This window comes from Hymenobacter sp., from assembly GCF_035709525.1.
Lineage (GTDB): Bacteria > Bacteroidota > Bacteroidia > Cytophagales > Hymenobacteraceae > Hymenobacter.
Genome location: NZ_DASTEP010000129.1, coordinates 1 through 18,597, shown reverse-complemented (window position 1 = coordinate 18,597; position 18,597 = coordinate 1). Strand labels below are relative to the sequence as shown.

Annotated in this window: 15 protein-coding genes; 6 read left to right on the top strand and 9 right to left on the bottom strand. The window is 62.4% G+C overall.

Annotated features, from left to right (window positions below):
• Positions 1 to 167: 167 nt before the first annotated feature.
• Entirely contained in the window at positions 168 to 1,586 is a 1,419-nt protein-coding gene (locus VFO93_RS11335; RefSeq protein ID WP_325134484.1) for a sugar transferase, read from the bottom strand.
• Between the two features lie 71 nt (positions 1,587 to 1,657).
• On the opposite strand from VFO93_RS11335, the gene VFO93_RS11330 reads away from it, so the two are divergent.
• The 3 genes from VFO93_RS11330 to VFO93_RS11320 all read left to right on the top strand — a co-directional run bounded on the left by VFO93_RS11330 (position 1,658) and on the right by VFO93_RS11320 (position 3,853).
• Positions 1,658 to 2,353 carry a protein-L-isoaspartate(D-aspartate) O-methyltransferase gene (locus VFO93_RS11330; protein ID WP_325134500.1) on the top strand — a complete coding sequence of 232 codons (696 nt, stop codon included), beginning with the start codon at positions 1,658 to 1,660 and terminating at the stop codon, positions 2,351 to 2,353.
• Positions 2,354 to 2,551: 198 nt separating this feature from the next.
• The gene (locus VFO93_RS11325; RefSeq protein WP_325134499.1) at positions 2,552 to 3,031 is read left to right on the top strand and encodes an acyl-CoA thioesterase; all 480 of its coding nucleotides are present in this window, start codon (positions 2,552 to 2,554) and stop codon (positions 3,029 to 3,031) included.
• A 12-nt stretch (positions 3,032 to 3,043) separates the two neighbouring features.
• Positions 3,044 to 3,853: a hypothetical protein gene (locus tag VFO93_RS11320; RefSeq protein ID WP_325134483.1), complete on the top strand. Its 810-nt coding sequence runs from the start codon at positions 3,044 to 3,046 to the stop codon at positions 3,851 to 3,853.
• A 175-nt stretch (positions 3,854 to 4,028) separates the two neighbouring features.
• On the opposite strand, the gene VFO93_RS11315 is transcribed toward VFO93_RS11320, so the two are convergent.
• The 8 genes from VFO93_RS11315 to alaS all read right to left on the bottom strand — a co-directional run bounded on the left by VFO93_RS11315 (position 4,029) and on the right by alaS (position 15,712).
• On the bottom strand, positions 4,029 to 5,168 hold the full coding sequence (locus VFO93_RS11315) for a TlpA disulfide reductase family protein (RefSeq protein WP_325134482.1): 1,140 nt from the start codon (positions 5,166 to 5,168) through the stop codon (positions 4,029 to 4,031).
• A gap of 81 nt (positions 5,169 to 5,249) precedes the next feature.
• Positions 5,250 to 6,707, bottom strand: a complete 1,458-nt coding sequence (gene gatB, locus VFO93_RS11310) for an Asp-tRNA(Asn)/Glu-tRNA(Gln) amidotransferase subunit GatB (protein WP_325134498.1) — start codon at positions 6,705 to 6,707, stop codon at positions 5,250 to 5,252.
• A 187-nt stretch (positions 6,708 to 6,894) separates the two neighbouring features.
• Complete coding sequence (locus VFO93_RS11305; protein WP_325134481.1) at positions 6,895 to 8,538, bottom strand: OmpA family protein; 1,644 nt, start codon at positions 8,536 to 8,538, stop codon at positions 6,895 to 6,897.
• A 410-nt stretch (positions 8,539 to 8,948) separates the two neighbouring features.
• Entirely contained in the window at positions 8,949 to 9,842 is an 894-nt protein-coding gene (locus VFO93_RS11300; protein ID WP_325134480.1) for a hypothetical protein, read from the bottom strand.
• A gap of 44 nt (positions 9,843 to 9,886) precedes the next feature.
• Positions 9,887 to 10,816, bottom strand: a complete 930-nt coding sequence (locus VFO93_RS11295) for an SPFH domain-containing protein (RefSeq protein ID WP_325134479.1) — start codon at positions 10,814 to 10,816, stop codon at positions 9,887 to 9,889.
• 104 nt (positions 10,817 to 10,920) lie between these two features.
• On the bottom strand, positions 10,921 to 11,727 hold the full coding sequence (locus VFO93_RS11290) for a TonB family protein (RefSeq protein WP_325134478.1): 807 nt from the start codon (positions 11,725 to 11,727) through the stop codon (positions 10,921 to 10,923).
• Positions 11,728 to 11,928: 201 nt separating this feature from the next.
• Positions 11,929 to 12,747 (bottom strand): hypothetical protein, encoded by an 819-nt coding sequence (locus VFO93_RS11285; protein WP_325134477.1) that lies wholly within the window; start codon positions 12,745 to 12,747, stop codon positions 11,929 to 11,931.
• A 283-nt stretch (positions 12,748 to 13,030) separates the two neighbouring features.
• On the bottom strand, positions 13,031 to 15,712 hold the full coding sequence (gene alaS / locus VFO93_RS11280) for an alanine--tRNA ligase (RefSeq protein ID WP_325134476.1): 2,682 nt from the start codon (positions 15,710 to 15,712) through the stop codon (positions 13,031 to 13,033).
• A gap of 122 nt (positions 15,713 to 15,834) precedes the next feature.
• On the opposite strand from alaS, the gene VFO93_RS11275 reads away from it, so the two are divergent.
• From VFO93_RS11275 to VFO93_RS11265, 3 genes are all read left to right on the top strand, one after another.
• On the top strand, positions 15,835 to 16,197 hold the full coding sequence (locus VFO93_RS11275; RefSeq protein ID WP_325134475.1) for a MerR family transcriptional regulator: 363 nt from the start codon (positions 15,835 to 15,837) through the stop codon (positions 16,195 to 16,197).
• Between the two features lie 127 nt (positions 16,198 to 16,324).
• Entirely contained in the window at positions 16,325 to 17,446 is a 1,122-nt protein-coding gene (dprA, locus tag VFO93_RS11270; RefSeq protein ID WP_325134474.1) for a DNA-processing protein DprA, read from the top strand.
• 77 nt (positions 17,447 to 17,523) lie between these two features.
• Entirely contained in the window at positions 17,524 to 18,456 is a 933-nt protein-coding gene (locus VFO93_RS11265; RefSeq protein WP_325134473.1) for a hypothetical protein, read from the top strand.
• The last annotated feature ends 141 nt before the right edge of the window (positions 18,457 to 18,597 follow it).

Here is an 18,597-nt window from a genome sequence, read left to right as displayed (position 1 = left end):
GATTCAAACGGATTGGTAAGGTTTAACGGATACGCCTGCCGAAGGCAGGCTGACTAGCCGTTAGTTTAGGCTTGAGTACGACAAACTACGACAGCCCGCATAAGGTTAGTCAGCCTGCCTTCGGCAGGCGTATCCGTTAAATCTTACCAATCCGTTTGAATCTGCGGTCATTTGCCCCGGCCTTCCAAAATGATTTTCAGCGTGAAGAGCAGCACCCGGAAGTCCATCGACAAGCTCATGTTTTCGATGTAAAGAATGTCGAATTTGAGGCGCTCTACCATCTGGGCCACGGTTTCGGCGTAGCCGTATTTCACCTGCCCCAGGCTGGTGAGGCCGGGGCGCACGCGGTGCAGGTGGCGGTAGTGCGGGGCAATCTGGGTAATCTGGTCGATGAAAAACTGCCGCTCGGGGCGCGGGCCTACCAGGCTCATGTCGCCCTTGAGCACGTTCCAGAACTGCGGAAACTCGTCGAGGCGCACCTTGCGCATAAAGCGGCCCCACTTGGTCACGCGCGGGTCGTGGTCGGAGCTCAGGGCCGGGCCCGTTTTTTCGGCATCCACATACATCGAGCGAAACTTAATGATGTTGAACGGCAGCCCGTTTTTGCCGATGCGCGCCTGCCGGTAAAACACTGGGCCGGGCGACGACGACTTGACCATGCAGGCCGTGAAAACGTACACCGGGCTGGCCAGCAGCATAAATAGCGCCGCCCCCACCACATCGAGCACCCGCTTGAGCACCTGCTGCCAGGGCGGCAGCAAATCCTGCTTTATCTCGATGAGCGGCGTACCAAACACGTGGTTGACCCGCACCGAGCCCAGCAGCATCTGGTACAAATCGGGCAGGATGCTGATGCGGGCCGGCGTGCCTTCCAGCAAGGTCAGAATTTCCTGAATGCGGCGGTGCTCGCTGGGCTCGATGGCGATGATGAGCTGCTCGATTTGTAGGGCCGGCACCAGGGCGGGCAGCTGCTGGTAGCTGCCGGCGGCGGGCAGCTCATCGGCCAGGTCGGCGTGGATGTCCTCGCCAAACGGCACGAAGCCCACCAGCCGCAGCCCCAGGTGCTGGCCCGTGCGCCGCAGCTCCTTAAAGGTATTGAGAGCCAGCGAGCTAGAGCCTACCAGCAGCGATGGAAAGAAAATGCGCCCGCCACGCACCAGGCGCTGAATGCTGCTCACGGCCCCGGTGTGCAGCACGGCCGTCAGGCTGTAGTGCAGCAGGTAGTAGGCCGAAACCGTTTTGTAGTATACCCGGTAGCTGCTCACGCCGTCGTCGAGCAGCAAGGCAAAAAAAATAACTACCACCCCCACCACCGAAACGCGGGCCAGGCTGATGAGCTCGGACAGCCGCGACTTGCGAAAAACGTCGCCGTAGAGGCCCAGCAGCGCGTAGAGCAGCGTCCAGAACGTGGCTACCATAGTGGCCGCCCCGGCCAGGCCCAGCAGCACGCTTTTGGTAAAGCGGGCGCCGTCGAGCTCGTGCAGCAGGTATTTGCGCAGCAAGAAAAAGCCCACCCAGGCCAGCAGCGCCGCCCCAAAATCGGCCGCCAGAAGCTTGAAGTACTGAAGACGGCGGAGCAGAAGCAAAGGCAGGAAAAGGAAGTCGTATTTTCGCGGCGGGCTGCGCAAAAGTAGGGCCACGCCTCCCCAATAATCCAATCCTTTCGCTTATCACTCCACCAATTTCTTCCGCCCGCGATACCTATCGCCACCGTGGCCAGCGCCGGGCGCTGGTAACGCTGCTGCGCGAGCAGCGCGGCATCCGCGACGAGCGGGTGCTGGCCGCGCTGGCCGCCGTGCCGCGCCACTTATTTTTCGACGCTGCCTTCGAGGCCCACGCCTACCAGGACAAGGCCTTTCCCATCGGCGAGGGCCAGACCATCTCGCAGCCCGCCACCGTGGCCACCCAAACCGAGCTGCTAGGCGTGCAGCCCGGCCAGCATATCCTAGAAATCGGCACCGGCTCGGGCTACCAGTACGCGGTGCTGTGCCAGCTCACCAGCCACGTCCAGAGCATCGAGTTCAACGCCACCCTCTACGCTCGCGGCCGGGCGCGGCTGGCCGCGCTGGGGCTGCCCACTAGTGGCTTGCACCTCGGCGATGGCTCGCTGGGCTGGCCCGCCAGCGCGCCCTACGATGGTATTCTGGTAACGGCCGGCGCGCCCGCCCTGCCGCCGGCGCTGCTGCGGCAGCTCCGCATCGGGGGGCGGCTGGTGGTGCCCGTAGGGGCCGCCGACCCCAGCCGGCAGCAGCTGTTGCGCATCACCCGCGAAGGGCCCGACAGCTACGTGCGCGAGGAGTTTGGCGGCTGCCGCTTCGTGCCCCTGCTGGGTGCGGCGGGCTGGGCGGTTTAACTATGAATTAGAAATTATAAATGGAGGCAGAGGCGCTCAGAGAAGCTTCTGTAGCGCGCCTTTCGGGCGGCCGTACCTTTGCCAGGCTTGACTTGCGGCCATCGGAAACAATCGCTGCAATTCATAATTCATAATTTTTAATTCATAATTAGAAAAGTAGTGCGCAAGCAACGCCCCGTAGCCGACTCGTATGTCATTATGACCGAGCTGGTACTGCCCAACGATACCAACACCCTCAACAACCTGATGGGCGGCCGCATGATGCATCTCATGGACATCGCCGCCGCCATTGCCGCCCAAAAGCACTCCAACCGCATCGTGGTTACGGCCTCAGTCGATAACGTGTCGTTTCGCGACCCAATCCGGCTGGGCAACGTGGTGACCTTGCAGGCGCAGGTCACGCGCGCGTTCAGCTCCAGCATGGAGGTCCACATCGACGTGTGGGCCGAGGATATTCCGAGCGGCACGCGCATGAAAACCAACGAGGCGTTTTTCACCTTCGTGGCCGTCGACCAATCGGGCCGCCCCATCGACGTGCCCGACGCCGTGCCCGAAACCGCCGAAGAAATAGCCCTCTACGACGGGGCCCTGCGCCGCCGCCAGCTGCGCCTGGTGCTAGCCGGCCGCATGAAGCCCTCCGACGCCACCGAGCTCAAAGCGTTGTTTGAGCTGGCTTAATTTTCTATTGCCATGGCTGACGAACAAGCCAGCACGCTGGCCTTCCTCCAGAATTTCTACACCGACGTTACGCTCTACATGCCCTTCGAGGCGCACGAGCGGGCAGCCGGGGCCACTACTGCACCAGTGGCCCCGGCTGCCGCTGCCCCGCCAGCGGCAGTAGCGCCGCCGCTACCCGTGGCGAGCACGCTGGCGGCTACGCCGGTGCCAGCCGTTGCGGCACCCGCGCCCGCAGCGCTACCACCTTTGCCACCCATAGCCCCCAGCTCAGTACCTCCGGCCGCCAAGCTACCCTCGATGGCGGCGGCAGGGCTGCACGCGGCCCCGGCAGTGGCCCCACCGCCGCCAGCCAAAGCAGCGCCCGTGCCGCCAGCGGCCCCGCAGGCCCCCGCCCCGGCCGCGCCAGACGTGCCGCCTTATATGCTCACTACCTTCTCGACGCTGGGTAGCAACGCGCAGGGCATCGTACTGCTCGTGCGCCTGCCGGCCGAGCAGTTCCGCAAGCTGCACCGCAACGTTTTTCTCAATAACCTCTTGAAAGCCATCAACCTGGTGATGGCCGACGTGGTGCTGGTGAACGTGGAGGGCCCCTACCCCGTGGCCCTGGCCAACCTGCGCAAGGAAATCGCCGCTACCTGCATCCTGGCCTTCGGCCGCAACCTGCTCGACGTGGCCGTGCGCACCACCCAGATATACGAGCCGGTGCATTTCCCCAACCAGGGCCTCAACTACCTGGCCGGGGCCGAAGTCGAGATGATAGAATACGACAACAGCCTGAAAAAACGCCTGTGGGCGGGTTTAAAGGCGATGTTTTTGAGTTGATAAGCGTAGAGACGCATACTTGCGTCTCACGTCAGGCGAGCCGTAACAACGACGAGACGCAAGTATGCGTCTCTACACCCAACGTTGAAGTCCTCAAAACAAAGGGAGCCCGGCTAAATAGCCGGGCTCCCTTTGTTTTTACAACGCACAAGCTAAAGATTATGCTACAAGCAACTTATTTCAGCACCTCGGCCAGCTTGGCTTCCAGGGCCGGGCCGCGCAGGTTTTTGCCGATAATCTTGCCGCTCGGGTCGAGCAGGAAGGACGCCGGGATGGACTGCACGCCGTAGGCCGCTGCCGCCGAGCTTTGCCAGCCTTGCAGGTCCGACACGTGGTTAGGCCAGGCCAGGCCGTCGGCGGCGATGGCTTTCACCCAGTTGGGCTTGGCATTATCGAGCGATACGCTGTAGATGGTGAAACCTTTGCCCTTGTCCTTGAACTGGTTGTAGGCCTTCACTACGTTGGGGTTTTCGCCCCGGCAGGGGCCGCACCAGCTGGCCCAGAAGTCTACGAGCACGTATTTGCCGCGCAGGCTTTTCAGCGAAAGCTTGGTGCCTCCGGGCGTGTCGAGGTTGATTTCGGGCGCGCTGGTGCCGATGGCCGTGATGCGCAGCGGGGCCAGCCGCTGCGTCAGCGCCGCCGTGAAGGGCGAGTTGGGCTGCGCCGTTTTCTGCACCGTGGCGATGGAGTCGGCAAAGGCAAACTCCTCGTCGGGGTTCAGGAAGCTGAGCGTGGCGAAGCCCGCCGCCACCGACTTGGCATTGCGCCGGATGATGGCTTTGTTGCGGGCCGTGAGCTGGCCCACGGTGGTGAGATACTCGGTTTTGGCGGCTTCGGCGGCCTCGGCCTGGCCGGCCTGGCTGGCGGTGTTGTAGCGCTGACCCAGGGCTTCGAGCTGGGTTTTGCTGGCCAGGTTGTTGCGCGTCAGCTCCTGAATCACCTCCGAGTCTTTCGAGCCTTTCACGGCGTAGGTCTGCATCAGGTTTTTGGCATCGCCGCTCAGCGTCAGGCGCGTCTGGTCGTCGAGCACCAGTAGCACCTGGTTGGGCTCATCCAGCTTGAGCTGGTACACGGCCGTGGCGGCCGGCTGCGCGCCCTTGAAGGTGAACTTGCCCTGCGCGTCGGTGGTGGCAGTGCCACGCTCCACAAACTGGCTGCTGGTGAGCTCCGAGAGATGCAGCGTGGTGCCGGCGGGGGCGTTTTTGAGCTGCCCGCTGATTTCGTAGCCGGGGGCGGCGCTGGCGTTCTGGCAGGCATTAGTGAGGCCGAGCAAGGCCCCGGCAACGAGGGAGAGGTTCATAAGAGAGGCACGCATGGGGCAAAACGACTGAGAGAAAGCGCCGGGGCGCGGCGCATTGCGGCAGAAAGGACGAACGGCGGCGGTTGGTTCCCGCGCCTAGCCGTCGAGCCCTTTACGCAGCAATTGGTTGGCCAGCTTGGGGTCGGCTTTGCCGCCGGTCAGCTTCATAAGCTCGCCCATAAACATGCCGGTGAGCGACTTTTTGCCGGCCCGGTACTCGGCTACTTTAGCGGGATTGGCGGCCAGCACCTGGTCTACCAGCGCTTGCAGTTCGCCCACGTCGGCCTTGGTGAGGAGGCCCAGCGTCTCGGCCGCGCCGGTGGCATTGGCCGTGGGGTGCTCCAGCAGGTAGGGAAACAGCTGCTTGGACGCCACCGAGTAGTTGAGCTTGTCGGCGTCAATGAGCTCGATGATGCCGGCCAGCTGCGCGGGGTCGAGCGGGAAATCGCCGATTTCCAGCGCCCGCTCGTTGAGGTACGACTTCACGGGGCCCATCACCCAGTTGGCGGCCGCTTTGGCGTTGGGCGTGAGGCGCGAAAGCTCGTCGAAATACTGCGCTACCTCCTTCTGGTCGATGAGCACGTTGGCGTCGTAGTCGCTCAAACCCAGCTCGCCCGTGAAGCGCGCGTAGAGTTGCTGCGGCAGGGCTGGCAGCGCGGCCTGCACGCGGTGCAGCCAGGCATCGTCCACGATGAGCGGCGGCAAATCGGGCTCGGGGAAGTAGCGGTAGTCGTTCAGCGTTTCCTTCGAGCGCTGGCCGCTGGTAGTGCCGCTGGTAGCGTCGAAGCCCCGGGTTTCGGAGTCCACTTCGCCGCCGTTTTCCAGGATTTCAATTTGGCGCTTCACCTCGTACTCGATGGCCCGCTGCACGTTGCGGAACGAGTTCATGTTCTTGACTTCCACCTTCGTACCGTACTCGGTGGCGTCTTTTTTCATCACGCTCACGTTGGCGTCGCAGCGCAGCGAGCCTTCTTCCATGTTGCCGTCGCAGATTTCGAGGTACTGCACCAGCTTCTTGATTTCGGCTAGGTAGGCGTAGGCTTCCTCCTCGGTGCGGATATCCGGCTCGCTCACGATTTCGATGAGCGGCACGCCGGCGCGGTTGAGGTCCACGAGCGTTTCAGTTTCGCCGGCCAGGTGCATGCTCTTGCCCGCGTCTTCCTCCATGTGAATGCGCGTGATGCCAATGCGCCGCGTGCTACCGTCGGCCAGCCGGATATCGACATGCCCGCCGTAGCAAATCGGCGTCTTGTCCTGCGTAATCTGGTAGCCCTTGGGCAGGTCGGGGTAAAAGTAGTTTTTGCGCGCAAACAGGTTTTCGCGCTGTATCTGGCAGTTGGTGGCCAGGCCCATCTTGATGGCAAAGTCCACGGCCGTGCGGTTTACGCGGGGTAGCGTGCCGGGGTGGCCCAGGGTGATAACCGAGAGGTTGGTGTTGGGCAGCGAGCCGTATTCGTTTTCATCCGACGAATACATCTTGCTGTGGGTCAGCAGCTGGGCGTGTACTTCGAGGCCGATTACGGTCTGGTAGCTGGCAATGGTGGCGTCGTCCATAACGGGGGTAACTAGCGGGTGGCCGGGGCGGCCCTTGGTATCGGGTTGCAAGTTAAGGTAGGGGGTGGCATAAGATTTAGCTTGTGCGCGCGCAGAAAACGGCAAGCTAAAGCTTACCCTACACAAAAAAGCAGCCCGCTCAGGCGAGCGGGCTGCTTCTGCGGTAGCCAAGATGGCTACTTAAAGGTTACTTCTTGCGCGGCGCAGCTTTGCGCTTGGCAGGAGCTTTCTTCACCGGGGCTTTCTTAGCCATCGACTTCTTCACGTCGGCTTCCGAAGGCTCGGGCGGCGCGGGGCCGTATTTCACTTCGGCAGCGTTGGCTTCGCCGGTCAGGAAGGGGTCGAAGTCCACGCGGCGGTTCAGGGCCTGGCCGGCGGCGGTAGCGTTGTCGGCAATCGGCTTGGTTTCGCCATAGCCGCGGCTCTCGATGCGGTCGGCCGGAATGCCTTTGCTGAGCATGTAGGCGCGGGCCGAAGCGGCGCGCTCGTAGCTCAAACGCATGTTGTACTCGTCATTGCCTTTGCTGTCGGTGTGGCCGGCGATGCTGAGCGAGTAGTCGGGGTACTCGTTCATAATCTGCACCATCTGCTCCAGCTTGGGGTACGACGACGCCTTCAGGGTAGCCTTGTCGAAGTCGAATTGGATGTACTTGGTGGCCTCGTTCAGGATTTTCTTCTGCTCGGCCTTAATCTCGGGGCAGCCTTTGTTGGAGGCGGGGCCGGGGCGGTCGGGGCACTTATCCTGGTAGTCGGGCACACCGTCGCCGTCGCGGTCGAGCGGGCAACCTTTGGCGTCTACTTTCACGCCAGCCGGGGTGTTGGGGCACTTGTCGAGGTAGTCGGGTACGCCGTCACCATCGGCATCGAGCGGGCAGCCCGAAGCATCGACGCGCACGCCGGCCGGGGTGTTGGGGCACTTGTCGTCGCCGTCGGCTACGCCGTCACCGTCGGCGTCGGGGCAGCCTTGCAGAGCAGCTAGGCCGGGGGTGTCGGGGCACTTGTCTTGGTAGTCGGGCACGCCGTCGCCATCGGTGTCGATGGGGCAGCCTTTCTCATCCACCTTCACGCCCTGCGGCGTGTCGGGGCACTGGTCTTTGCGGTCGGGCACGCCATCGCCGTCGGCGTCTTTGGGCTTGCCAAAGTTGACGGTGAGGCCGGCCGAGTACTGCATGTAGCGGTCGTTGGTAGCCAAGAAGCTACCGCTTTCGCTCGTAGCCGCGTCGTCGAGGCGGTCATCGTCGGTGAAGAGGACGTGCTGGCCCGCTTGCGCGAATACGCTGAACGCTGGCGTGATGCGGAAGGTCAGACCCAGGGCACCTTGCACGTCAAACGCGCCGTAGTTGGTCGAGCTCGTGCTCGACACACCAGCCACCGTAGTGCGGTAGCGGTCGGTGTAGATGTAAGCGAAGCCCGGCTGCACCAGGATGTAGGGCTGAATAACAGCGTCTTCCTTCAGCGCCCAGCCGTTATTAAGCTTCAGCTTGAAGCCCAGGCCAAACGAGCTAACGTTGGCGTAGAAGCGGCGGCCGTTGGTGCTCGGCGAGCCGCCGCCCGTGAGGCTGCGGCCATCGCCGGGGTAGCGCACGGTGGCCTGGTTGGCCGACAGGTTGAGGTCGAGGCCGCGGTAGAGGTAGCGGCTCAAGGTGATGCCGCCGCCGTAGGTAGCATTGCGGGCGTCCCAGGCGTTGCTGCCCAGGTCGCCGATGTAGCGCAGCGAGCTCACGTAGCCGCTAACCCCCCATTTGCGCTCCGGCGTCTGGGCGTGGCTGCGCGGCGCAGCCGCCAGCAGCCCCAGGCCGAGCAGGGTGGTGGAGAATAGGGTGTGTTTCATGGAGAGTGAAAGGTAAAAAAGGTGAGTTTGGTGGAAGTCAAGAAGGAACACCGACCGTTGTAGTAGTGCTGCCTTACCAGACTGTTGGCTTGGGCAAAAGCAGGTTCAGCCCAGCGTTTGCCGGCTGCTTCCGCTGCCCGCAGTACACTTGGGGCCTACATACTCTCCAGCTTGGAGTTTGGTTGCGTTTCAGCCCTTCTACGGCATTTTTCGCAAACAGGCTGGCCAGCCGCGCCTGATTTTCGCGGCCCAAAATTACTTCCTCCAACTAGAATATTCTGGCCGCGCGGCTCGCCGCCCCGCACAACCCCGCTCCCCGGCGCAGCAGCTCGCTGGGCAATAGCCCTTCGCTTCAGTTGCTTGGCAGCCTTCAGGCAGGATGTTATAATTTTTTCAGGGCTCCCCGCCTACTAGCGCCCGCGGCTGTATCCGCCGTTGTAGGTAAACGGGATGGTCAGGCTGTACTGCCAGCGCACGGTTGCGCCATCGCGCTTGCCGGGCAAAAAGGGCTTGCCCAGGGTAGCAAGGCCGCGCTGCACGCGGCCAATGAGCGGGTCCAGACCCTCGGCAATGGCTCGCTGCACCGAGTGGCTACCAGCAGCCTGCGGGCGCAGCAAGGCAAACCGCTCGTCGGTAATAACTACCTGCGGATTTACTACTTCACCGTTTTCACCTACTTGAAAGCGCACGTGAATCTGGGCTTGGCTCAGCATAAGCATACCGGCCGGCTGCCACTGCCGCGCGTAGCGGCTTATCTCTTTGATGAGCTGCAACTGACCGCCAGGATACAGCGGCGGCTGCTCGTAGGGGAAGAAGGGCTGGGGCGCGCCCGACTCCGCGAAGCATTGGCCCAGCATCTCGCTGCCGGCCGTGTACTGGGTTTGGCGCTTGAGCTGGCCGTTGGGGTAGTAGGCCACGAGCTCGCCATCGCGCTTGCCCCTGATAAACGTCTGGCGGATTTCCAGTTGCCCGTCGTCGTACCAGCTGGTGGCCACGCCGTGCAGTTGCCCCGCTTCCAGGTTGCCATAGGGCAGGTACTCCTTGAGGTTGCCCGAAGGGTGAAACACGCGCACCAGCCCGCCCGGCCCGGCCCAGTGCAGCACCTCCGTGCACACGCCCGCCGAGTCGGTTTGCGAGCGCACCCAGCGCTCGTCGGCGGTCACCGGGTAGCTGGCCGTATCGGAAGCCAACGCCTCGGTGGCCGACGCCAGCGAATCGGTGGGCGCGGCCAGGGAGTCGGCCGGGGCCTGGCCCCGGGCAGTGTAGGCCAGCAGGGCCAGGCAAGCAACGTATAGGTAGCGCATAGCTTAAACCGTTAATTAGCTGGCCCCTGCCCTCCAACCGCCGGCTAGCGCGGGCCGTCGGGCCGGTCGAGGTGCTGCATGGCCAGCATCTGTTTCATGTTTTTTTCCAGGCCCTCGTTCGAGCCGTCGAGGAAGATAACGTTGCCTTTGCCCTGCTCGGCAAAGTGCTTGATTGCCTCCGTCCACATCGAGAAATACACCAGCGAGGGGTCTAGGTTGTTCTCAGCCAGTTCTTGTACGGCGTGGGCCATACCCTTGGTTACTTCCTCGCGGAAGAGCGCCACGCCCTGGCCGCGCAGCTGGGCCGCGATTTTCTCGGCCTCGGCCGAAATCTTGATGGCGTTGCCCTCGGCCTCGGCGGCCTTGGTTTTGGTGATAAGCAGGGCCTGGCCTTCGTTTTCGGCGGCGGCTTTCAGGTTGTTGCTGGCCACGACCTTGGCCATCGAGCGCATGATTTCCTCGTCGAAGGCGATGTCGTTGAGCTGCAAATCGATGAGGTGGTAGCCCCAGCTTTCGAGCGTTTCGTCGAGCTGGTCTTTCACGTGCAGCACGATTTCACCGCGCAAGCTCAGTACAGCGGCCTGCCGCTGCGTGGCCACGAAAGCCCGGATGCTACCTTCCACGGTGCGCACCAGCGCCTGCATGAGGCTGCGCTCGTCCACAAACTTAAAGGCCACGTTCTTAATAACTTCCTCGCTCTGGTTGAACACCGCGTACACCAGCATGGCCTTGAAGTTGACGTTGGCCTGGTCGATGGTAATGGCCTGAAACTCGAGCTCCAGCGAGCGGTTCTGGATGGAAATCCGCTTGTAGACGTTTTCGATAAACGGAATCTTGAAGTTCAAGCCCGGCATCATCACGCGCCGGTATTTTCCAAAAACCGTGACCACCGCCACCGTGCCCTGCGGCACGATAACGTAGGAGAGAAAAGCCGTGAGGACGAGCAGCCCCAAGAAAAACAGCGAAAACGACATAGCAAATGCAGAAAAAGAAGCAGCCAACCCGCTGCCGGGAAGCCAACGAACCGTAAGCCGCCTACTCTATCGCGCGGGGCGCGGCGGCATTACAGGCGCGGGCACTATTTGAGCTGCGTGGGGCTGAGGCGGCCGCCTACCAGCGTGTGGCGCTGCGCGATGTTGTAGCTGACGGGCACCGTAAAGGAGAACGCCACCGCCGTGCCATCCTGCCGGCCGGGCCGGAATTGCCGCAGCTGCTGCACGGCGCGCACGGTTTCGGCGTCGAGCGAGGGAAATACGCTTTTCACCACTTCTACCCTAGCCACCTGCCCATCGGGCAGCACCACAAACCGCACGAATACCTGTCCCTGCGCCCCGGCCGCGAGGGCATCGGCCGGGTAGTGAATGCCGCGCGACACGGCCGCCACGATGGCGCGCTCGTCGCCCAGGCCCTCGGGGTACACGGGCAGCTCTTCGTATTCAGAAAAAGCCAGTGGCTCGCCCTGCTCGGTGTAGCACTCGCCGATGGTGCGCTGCCCGTCCTGATACTGCTCGTAGCGCTTGAGCTGCCCGCCGGGGTAGTAGAGGCGGCGCTCGCCGGCCAGCTGCCCGTGGGCGTAGTCTTCGTGCGAGGCCAGTTGGCCGTTGTCGTGCCAGCTTTCGCTGGGGCCGTGCAGGATGCTCTTTTGAATGTGCTCGTAGGTTATGCTGCAATGCAGCTGGCCGCTTAGCAGGTGTTCGCGCACGGTGCCGCCCACGCTGTCGCGGTACTCGGTGTGGCGGCGATACTGCGCGCCGGTGGCGCTGGGCAGCACGGCCAGGCTGGCGTCCAAGAACTCGGTTTTGGAAGCGGGCAGGTTGGGCTGCGCTGCGCTGGTGCTGGCCCACAGGCCACCAGCCAGCAGTAGCAGGAAGGTAAAGTTGTTCATAGAAAAAGGAAGTAGAGAAAGCGTAAGCGATTTAACTCATCTGAGCCAATAGCAACGGCAATTTACATTCATTTTCAGCACTTCACCCAGCACGGCCCGATTATCTACTGCCGCCGGCGGCACCACCCGCGCTCCTGGCTGCCCCCCGATAAGACAATACCAATTCCCTGCCCCGACAAAAACCTATTTATCAATATCTTATCAGCGGCCGGCTTTGACCATGACTTTGCCTTCCACTATTCTGTTCGTGGGCTTGCCTTCCAGCTGCGCGGGCTCAAATGCGGGCAATTGGGCAATGGCTTGCAAAATGGCCGCCGCCACCGGCGGCGCGGCGGGCGTGAGCAGCCGGGCATCGCGCACGGTGCCCGTGGTGTCGATGCGGAAGGCGTAGTACACGGGCGGCGCGGCGGTGGGCGCGGCGTAGCCGGCCGGCAGCAGGGCTGCGTACTGGCGCTGCACCAGGTCGGGCAGCTTGGCCACGGGTGCGTGCCGGCCCTTGGCCTGGGCGTGCACGTAGTACTCGGGGCAGTCGACCAGCGCGCGGCCCGCCGAGTCGTAGCAGGCCACCACGCCGCCGAGGTAGTTTATCTGGTTGAGGCGCAGACGGCCGTTGGGGTGAAAGGTGCGCAGCGTGCCGGCCAGGTGATGGTTATGGTAGTAGATTTCTTCGCGCAGCTGCCCGCTTTCGTACCACTCGCGGCCCAGCCCCTCCAGACCGGCGCTGGGGCCGGGCACCGTGCTGGCAAAATATTGCTCCAGCACCAGCCGGCCCGAGGCCAGCACGTAGCGCCGCCGCTGCCATTTCAGCTCCAAGCTGTCGTTGAGGTGGCGGTACACATCGTAGCCGTAGGCCCCGCTGGGGCCGGTGAGGGGCAGCCAATTCTGGTCGTAGTAACGCACGCCGCCGGCCTGGCCGAGCAATTGGTCGGGGGCAGCCACTACCGGCAGGTGGGCCGGCACCTGGGCGTGAGCGGCGCTGGCAGCCAGCGCCAGTAGCATCGGCAGTAACAGTTTTATCATTTGGGTTTGAGTGTGATGTGTCAATCCAGATTGCAAAAGAAGCCCCAGCGGGGCGACCCCACCAACCGGCTGGGTCGCCCCGCTGGGGCTTGGCTGTTCTATTCAGAAAACTCGGTTCTACCGACGGGCTGCTACTCTTGCAGCAGCCCGCCAAAGGTCAGCCGTATCAACGCTACGACATCCTGCTTTTTCAGCAAAATCGCTTGGGTGCAGCCTAGAATTGAATAACTCCTGAAACAACTTATCCCTTTATCAATCAAGCAGCTTTACAACTCTATACAAATTAGCCATTTGCCGCTACCAGCTTCTCGGCCTTGGCAATGGCCGCGCCCAGCCCGGCCACGTTTTTGCCGCCGGCCGTGGCGAAGAACGGCTGCCCGCCGCCGCCGCCCTGAATTTCCTTGGCCAGCTCGCGCACCAGCGTGGTGGCGTTGAGCTTGCCGGCTTTGGCAATGTCGTCGTCCAGCATCACGGCCAGCTGGGGCTTGCCGTCGAGTTCGGCCCCGAGCACCAGCACGAGGTTGGGCACCTGCTGGCGCAGGTCGTAGGCCAGCTTTTTGAGGTCGTCGGCGCTGGTAGCCTGTACCTGGGCGGCGAGGAAATTGATGCCATTCAGGGCTTTTACCTGGCCAGCGAGCTGGGCTTTTTGCTGGTTGAGGCTTTGCTGGGCGAAAGACTCAATCTGCTTGCGCAGGGCTGCGATTTCCTCGGTCTGCTTTTCGAGGCTGGGTAGCAGGTGCTGCGGGTTGCCGAGGGCCTCGCGCACCTGGCTTAGCAGGTCGAGTTGCTGGTCTACGAAGGCTTCGGCAGCACCGGCCGTTACGGCCTCGATGCGACGCACGCCCGCGCCCACGGCGCTCTCACTCGTGATTTTGAAGTAGCCAATCGCGCCGGTATTCGGCACGTGCAGGCCGCCGCACAGCTCCACCGAGTAGTCTTTGTCGAAGGTGATAACGCGCACGAAGTCACCATACTTCTCGCCAAACAGGGCCATCGCGCCCAGGTTTTTGGCCTCGGCGATGGGCACGTTGCGGCGCTCATCCAGCGGGATTTGCTGGCGAATGCGCTCGTTCACAATGGCTTCGATTTCGCGCAGCTGGGCGTCGGTCACTTTCGTGAAGTGCGAGAAGTCGAAGCGCAGCAGCTTCTCATTCACCAGCGAGCCCTTTTGCTGTACGTGCTCGCCGAGCACGCGGCGCAGGGCAGCTTGCAGCAAGTGCGTGGCCGTGTGGTTGTTCTTGATGAGGGCACGCCGCGCCGCGTCGGGCCGCGCCCGGAACTCGGCGGTCAACTCCTGCGGCAAATCCAGCGTGGTGTGGATGATGAGGTCGTTTTCCTTCTTCGTGTCAATCACGCGCAGCTTCTCGAAGTCGCTTTCCACAAAGCCGGTGTCACCAATCTGCCCACCGCTCTCGGCGTAGAACGGCGTTTGGTCGAAGACCAACTGATACTCGGTTTTGCCCTTTTTATCGACTTTGCGGTAGCGCAGCAGGTGGGCCGTGGCCTCGTCCTGGTCGTAGCCCACAAATACGTTGGGCGCGTCGGTGTCGCGCACCGTCACCCAGTCGCTCTGCTCGGTTTCCTGGGCGTTGCGGCTGCGGTTTTTCTGGGCTGCCAACGCCTTTTCGAAACCGGCTTCGTCCACCGTCAGGCCCTTTTCACGCGCAATGAGCGCGGTAAGGTCGAAGGGAAAACCGAAGGTATCGCTCAGCTCAAACGCCGTTTGCCCGTCGATTACGCCGCCGTTTTGGCGAGCAATTTCTTCCAGCGCGTCGAGGCGGCGCAGGCCGGTTTCGAGGGTTTTCAGGAACGCAATTTCCTCTTCCTCAATCACTCGCGTCACGAAGGCTTGCTGGGCTTTCAGCTCGGGGAAGATGCCGGCCATCTGGTCGGCCAGCACGGGCACGAGCTTGTAGAGGAAGGGCTGCTTCTGGTTCAGCGACGAGAAAGCGTAGCGCACGGCGCGGCGCAGGATGCGCCGAATGACGTAGCCAGCCTTCACATTGCTGGGCAGCTGGCCGTCGGCGATGGTGAAGGCGATGGCCCGGATGTGGTCGGCCAGCACCCGAATGGCGATGTCGGTGCGCTCGTTTTCGGTGGCGGGCTGGTCGTTTACCGTGGCCGGCGAAGTGCCGTGGTACTGCACGCCCGCTTCCTTGGCGATGAACTGGATAAGCGGCTGGAAAACATCGGTATCGTAGTTCGACTTCACGCCCGACACGGCCATCATCAGGCGCTCGAAACCCATGCCGGTGTCCACGCTCTGGGCGGGCAGCTTGATGAGCGACTTGTCGGCCAAGCGCTGGAACTCCATGAACACGTTGTTCCAGACCTCCACCACCTGCGGGTGGTCGGCGTTCACGAGCTCGCGGCCCGACTTGGCGGCCCGCTCCTCTTCGGAGCGCAGGTCGATGTGGATTTCGGTGCAGGGGCCGCACGGACCCGTATCGCCCATCTCCCAGAAGTTGTCCTTCTTGTTGCCGGGCAGGATGCGGTCGTCGGTGGTGTACTGCCGCCACAGGTCCTGGGTTTCGGTATCGGGGCCGGTGCCGTCGCCGGCATCACCCTCAAAATAGGTCACGTAGAGCCGGTCTTTGTCCAGCTTATACACCTCCGTCAGCAGCTCCCAGGCCCAGTTGATAGCGTCCTTTTTGAAGTAGTCGCCGAAGCTCCAGTTGCCCAGCATCTCGAACATGGTGTGGTGGTAGGTGTCGTAGCCTACCTCCTCCAGGTCGTTGTGCTTGCCGCTCACGCGCAGGCACTTCTGCGTGTCGGCAATGCGGTTGTAGGGCGCGGGGCGGTTGCCCAGAAAGTAGTCTTTAAACGGGGCCATGCCGCTGTTGATGAACAGCAGCGTGGGGTCGTCCTTGACCACGAGCGGGGCCGAGGGCACGATGTGGTGGCCTTTGGAGGCGAAGAAATCGAGAAACTGCTGGCGGACGTGGCTGGCGGTAGGAAGGGACATGGAAGTCCGGCAAATGCCGGTATTTTTGACGTTGCTTTGCTTGGGCAAAGGTAGTTTGATGTAGGGTAAGCTTTAGCTTGCCATTTCAACGACCGGCAAGCTAAAGCTTACCCTACACTTTTATGCCTTATAAAGAGCGCGACATTACCAAGCAGTACTTCACCATCGGCGAGGTAGCCGAGCAGTTTGGCGTGGCCACCTCGCTCATCCGCTTCTGGGAAACGGAGTTTGACGAGCTGCGTCCGCGCAAAAGCAAGAAGGGCAACCGGCTGTTCACGCAGGCCGATGTCGATACTTTTCGCACTATCTATCATCTGGTTAAGGAGCGCGGCTACACCATCCCCGGTGCCCGCGAAATGCTGAAGCAGAAGGGCGGGCAGCTCAAGGACAAAATTGACGTGATTCAGTCTTTGGAGAAGGTGCGCGGGTTTTTGCTGAGTCTGAAAAAGGAGATTGATGGGGCGGGGAAGGCGGAGCCACAGTAGCGCGAAGCGCTGCTTCGCGTACTCGCGCAGTGAGTTCTGCGCGTGCTTGCGCTTATTTTTAAGCCCAACAACCTGACCCGACCGCAGAACTCGCTGCGCTCGTACGCGAAGCAGAGCTTCACGCTACATGCCGACTGACGACCTCTACCACGAACTCGCCCTCACGCTCCTGCCCGGCATCGGCCCGCAGCTCACGCGGCAGCTGATGAGCTACGGCTCGTCGGCCAAAAACGTGCTGCACCTGCCGCCCGGCAAGCTGCGGCGCATCCCCGGCGTGGGCGACGCCACCATCAAAATCCTGACCGGCCCCGAGCGTGGCAAGGCGCTAACCCAGGCTGAAGCCAGCCTGCGCAAGGCCGAGAAAGAGGGCGTCGAAATCCTGTTTTACACCAGCAAGCGCTATCCCTCGCGCCTCAAGCTCATCCCCGACGCGCCGGTGCTGCTCTACTACCAGGGCCCGGCCGACCTGAACGCGCCCAAAACGCTGGCCCTGGTAGGCACCCGCCAGGCCACCGACTACGGCCGCGAGCAAACCGAGCGTCTGCTCAAGGGCATCGCCTCGCACCAGCCACTCATTGTCAGTGGCTTGGCCTACGGCATCGACATTATGGCGCACCGCGCGGCCTTGCAGGAAGGGCTGCCCACGGTGGGCGTGATGGCCACCGGGCTCGACATCATCTACCCCGCCGCGCACCGCAAAACGGCCGAGAAAATGCGCGAAACGGGCGGCCTGCTCACCGAGTTTCCCTTCGGCACGCAGCCCGACCGCTACAACTTCCCGCAGCGCAACCGCATCATCGCGGGCCTCGCCGATGGCACGGTGGTAGTAGAAGCGGCGGCCAAAGGCGGCGCGCTCATCACCGCCGAGCTGGCCCTGGGCTACGACCGCGACGTGCTGGCCGTGCCCGGCCCGCTGGGCGCGCCCTCGTCCGAAGGCTGCAACATGCTCATCAAGACCAATAAAGCCGCCCTCTACCAGGAGCCCAAAGACCTGGAGCAGCTCCTGAACTGGGACGCCGCGCTGCACCTGCCCGGCAAGTTTCAGCCAGCGCCCGCCTACGCGGCGGCCGATTTCACGGCCGATGAGTTTGCGCTGCTCACGGTGCTCATGGCCAGCAAGGAAGCCCAGATGGACGACCTCGCCTGGAAGGCGCAGTTGCCCATCCACCTGGTAGCCTCGCTGCTGCTGGGGCTGGAGTTTCGGGGCGTGGTGCGGGCGCTGCCAGGCAAGAAATTCGTGCTGGTCTAGACCACGGATTAAAGCGGATTTGTCGGATTAATTGGGTTTTGTGGGCGCGGCTGCGCGGGGCGTGTACTGCGCAGCGGGTGGCGGGCGTTCATAGATTACTGACTAGTTGCATTTTATCTATGAGCCGACCCAAACGACTTTTTACCGGGCTGCTGCTAGCAGCGCTGGCGGGCGGGGGCTGGGCCTACTACCGGGCGCAGGCGCAGCAGGCGGCCACGCTCAGCTGCATTACGGCGCTGGAAAACCGCTTGATTATTAGCAACGGGCAGGGGGCGCGGAATGCGAAGAATACTGTAGCCAGCATAGGCGTGGCGGTGCGCAAAAACGGCAATCCGGCCCATGATATGGCTGTTTTGCAGCAAGCAAAGGAAATCCAAAGCCGCACCCAAACGCTGCTCGATTCGCTGCACCAACTGCGGCAAGCCTGGCAAACGGCCGACCGCACGGAGCTAGGGCGATTCCCGGTGCAACTATACTACTACGTGGACTTCATTGAAACCTTTGTGCCCGATGCTTCCCTTTTGAACCACGTTTCTACTCGAACTGAAGCCGGTGGCTGGCTGGGTGAATTTGACACTGCCCGCGAGCCAAAACCCGCCGCATTAGCCTTGCTGACAAAGTTGGAAGCACAGGTACGACGAGTGGAGGCAGAAGCACTGGCTTCTCAGGCTCAAAAAGTAGGGTATTCTTGTGGTTTCGACAAAATAAGCCTCTTTGCGAGGCCCGCGTCCGAAACCGTAGCGCCTGGTGCAGTCTATCAAGCTCAATTGATGCTAGCGCAAGCTGCTATTCTTGGACGTACCCAATTCAGCGCCAATGGCTGCGAACTGCCTATCGACCCCGCCACCGGCCAGGCAGCGGTACACTTCAAAATACCTGCCGCCCGCTCCGGCCAGCCCGATACCGTGCGGGCCACCTGGCACGGCCGCGTGCAATTACTATGGGCGGCCGGCGATACCGTGCTGGAAACCACCGTGCCGTACTTCATCGTCAAGCCCCCTCACCGCTGATGCGCCGTATCATTCCATTACTGCTACTAGCGGGGGCGGGCGGCTGGGTTGCGCTGCACCACTACAGCCAGCAGAGCCGGCTGCACCAGCAGCTTATGCAGCTCACGGCGGTACTCACGGCCGAAAACGACCGGGTTAGCT

Coding starts and splice junctions, on each gene's coding strand:
- VFO93_RS11325 (WP_325134499.1), top strand. CDS start 2,552: ATGACCGAGCTGGTACTGCCCAACGATACCAACACCCTCAACAACCTG.
- VFO93_RS11320 (WP_325134483.1), top strand. CDS start 3,044: ATGGCTGACGAACAAGCCAGCACGCTGGCCTTCCTCCAGAATTTCTAC.
- VFO93_RS11315 (WP_325134482.1), bottom strand. CDS start 5,168: ATGCGTGCCTCTCTTATGAACCTCTCCCTCGTTGCCGGGGCCTTGCTC.
- gatB (WP_325134498.1), bottom strand. CDS start 6,707: ATGGACGACGCCACCATTGCCAGCTACCAGACCGTAATCGGCCTCGAA.
- VFO93_RS11305 (WP_325134481.1), bottom strand. CDS start 8,538: ATGAAACACACCCTATTCTCCACCACCCTGCTCGGCCTGGGGCTGCTG.
- VFO93_RS11300 (WP_325134480.1), bottom strand. CDS start 9,842: ATGCGCTACCTATACGTTGCTTGCCTGGCCCTGCTGGCCTACACTGCC.
- VFO93_RS11295 (WP_325134479.1), bottom strand. CDS start 10,816: ATGTCGTTTTCGCTGTTTTTCTTGGGGCTGCTCGTCCTCACGGCTTTT.
- VFO93_RS11290 (WP_325134478.1), bottom strand. CDS start 11,727: ATGAACAACTTTACCTTCCTGCTACTGCTGGCTGGTGGCCTGTGGGCC.
- VFO93_RS11285 (WP_325134477.1), bottom strand. CDS start 12,747: ATGATAAAACTGTTACTGCCGATGCTACTGGCGCTGGCTGCCAGCGCC.
- alaS (WP_325134476.1), bottom strand. CDS start 15,712: ATGTCCCTTCCTACCGCCAGCCACGTCCGCCAGCAGTTTCTCGATTTC.
- VFO93_RS11275 (WP_325134475.1), top strand. CDS start 15,835: ATGCCTTATAAAGAGCGCGACATTACCAAGCAGTACTTCACCATCGGC.
- dprA (WP_325134474.1), top strand. CDS start 16,325: ATGCCGACTGACGACCTCTACCACGAACTCGCCCTCACGCTCCTGCCC.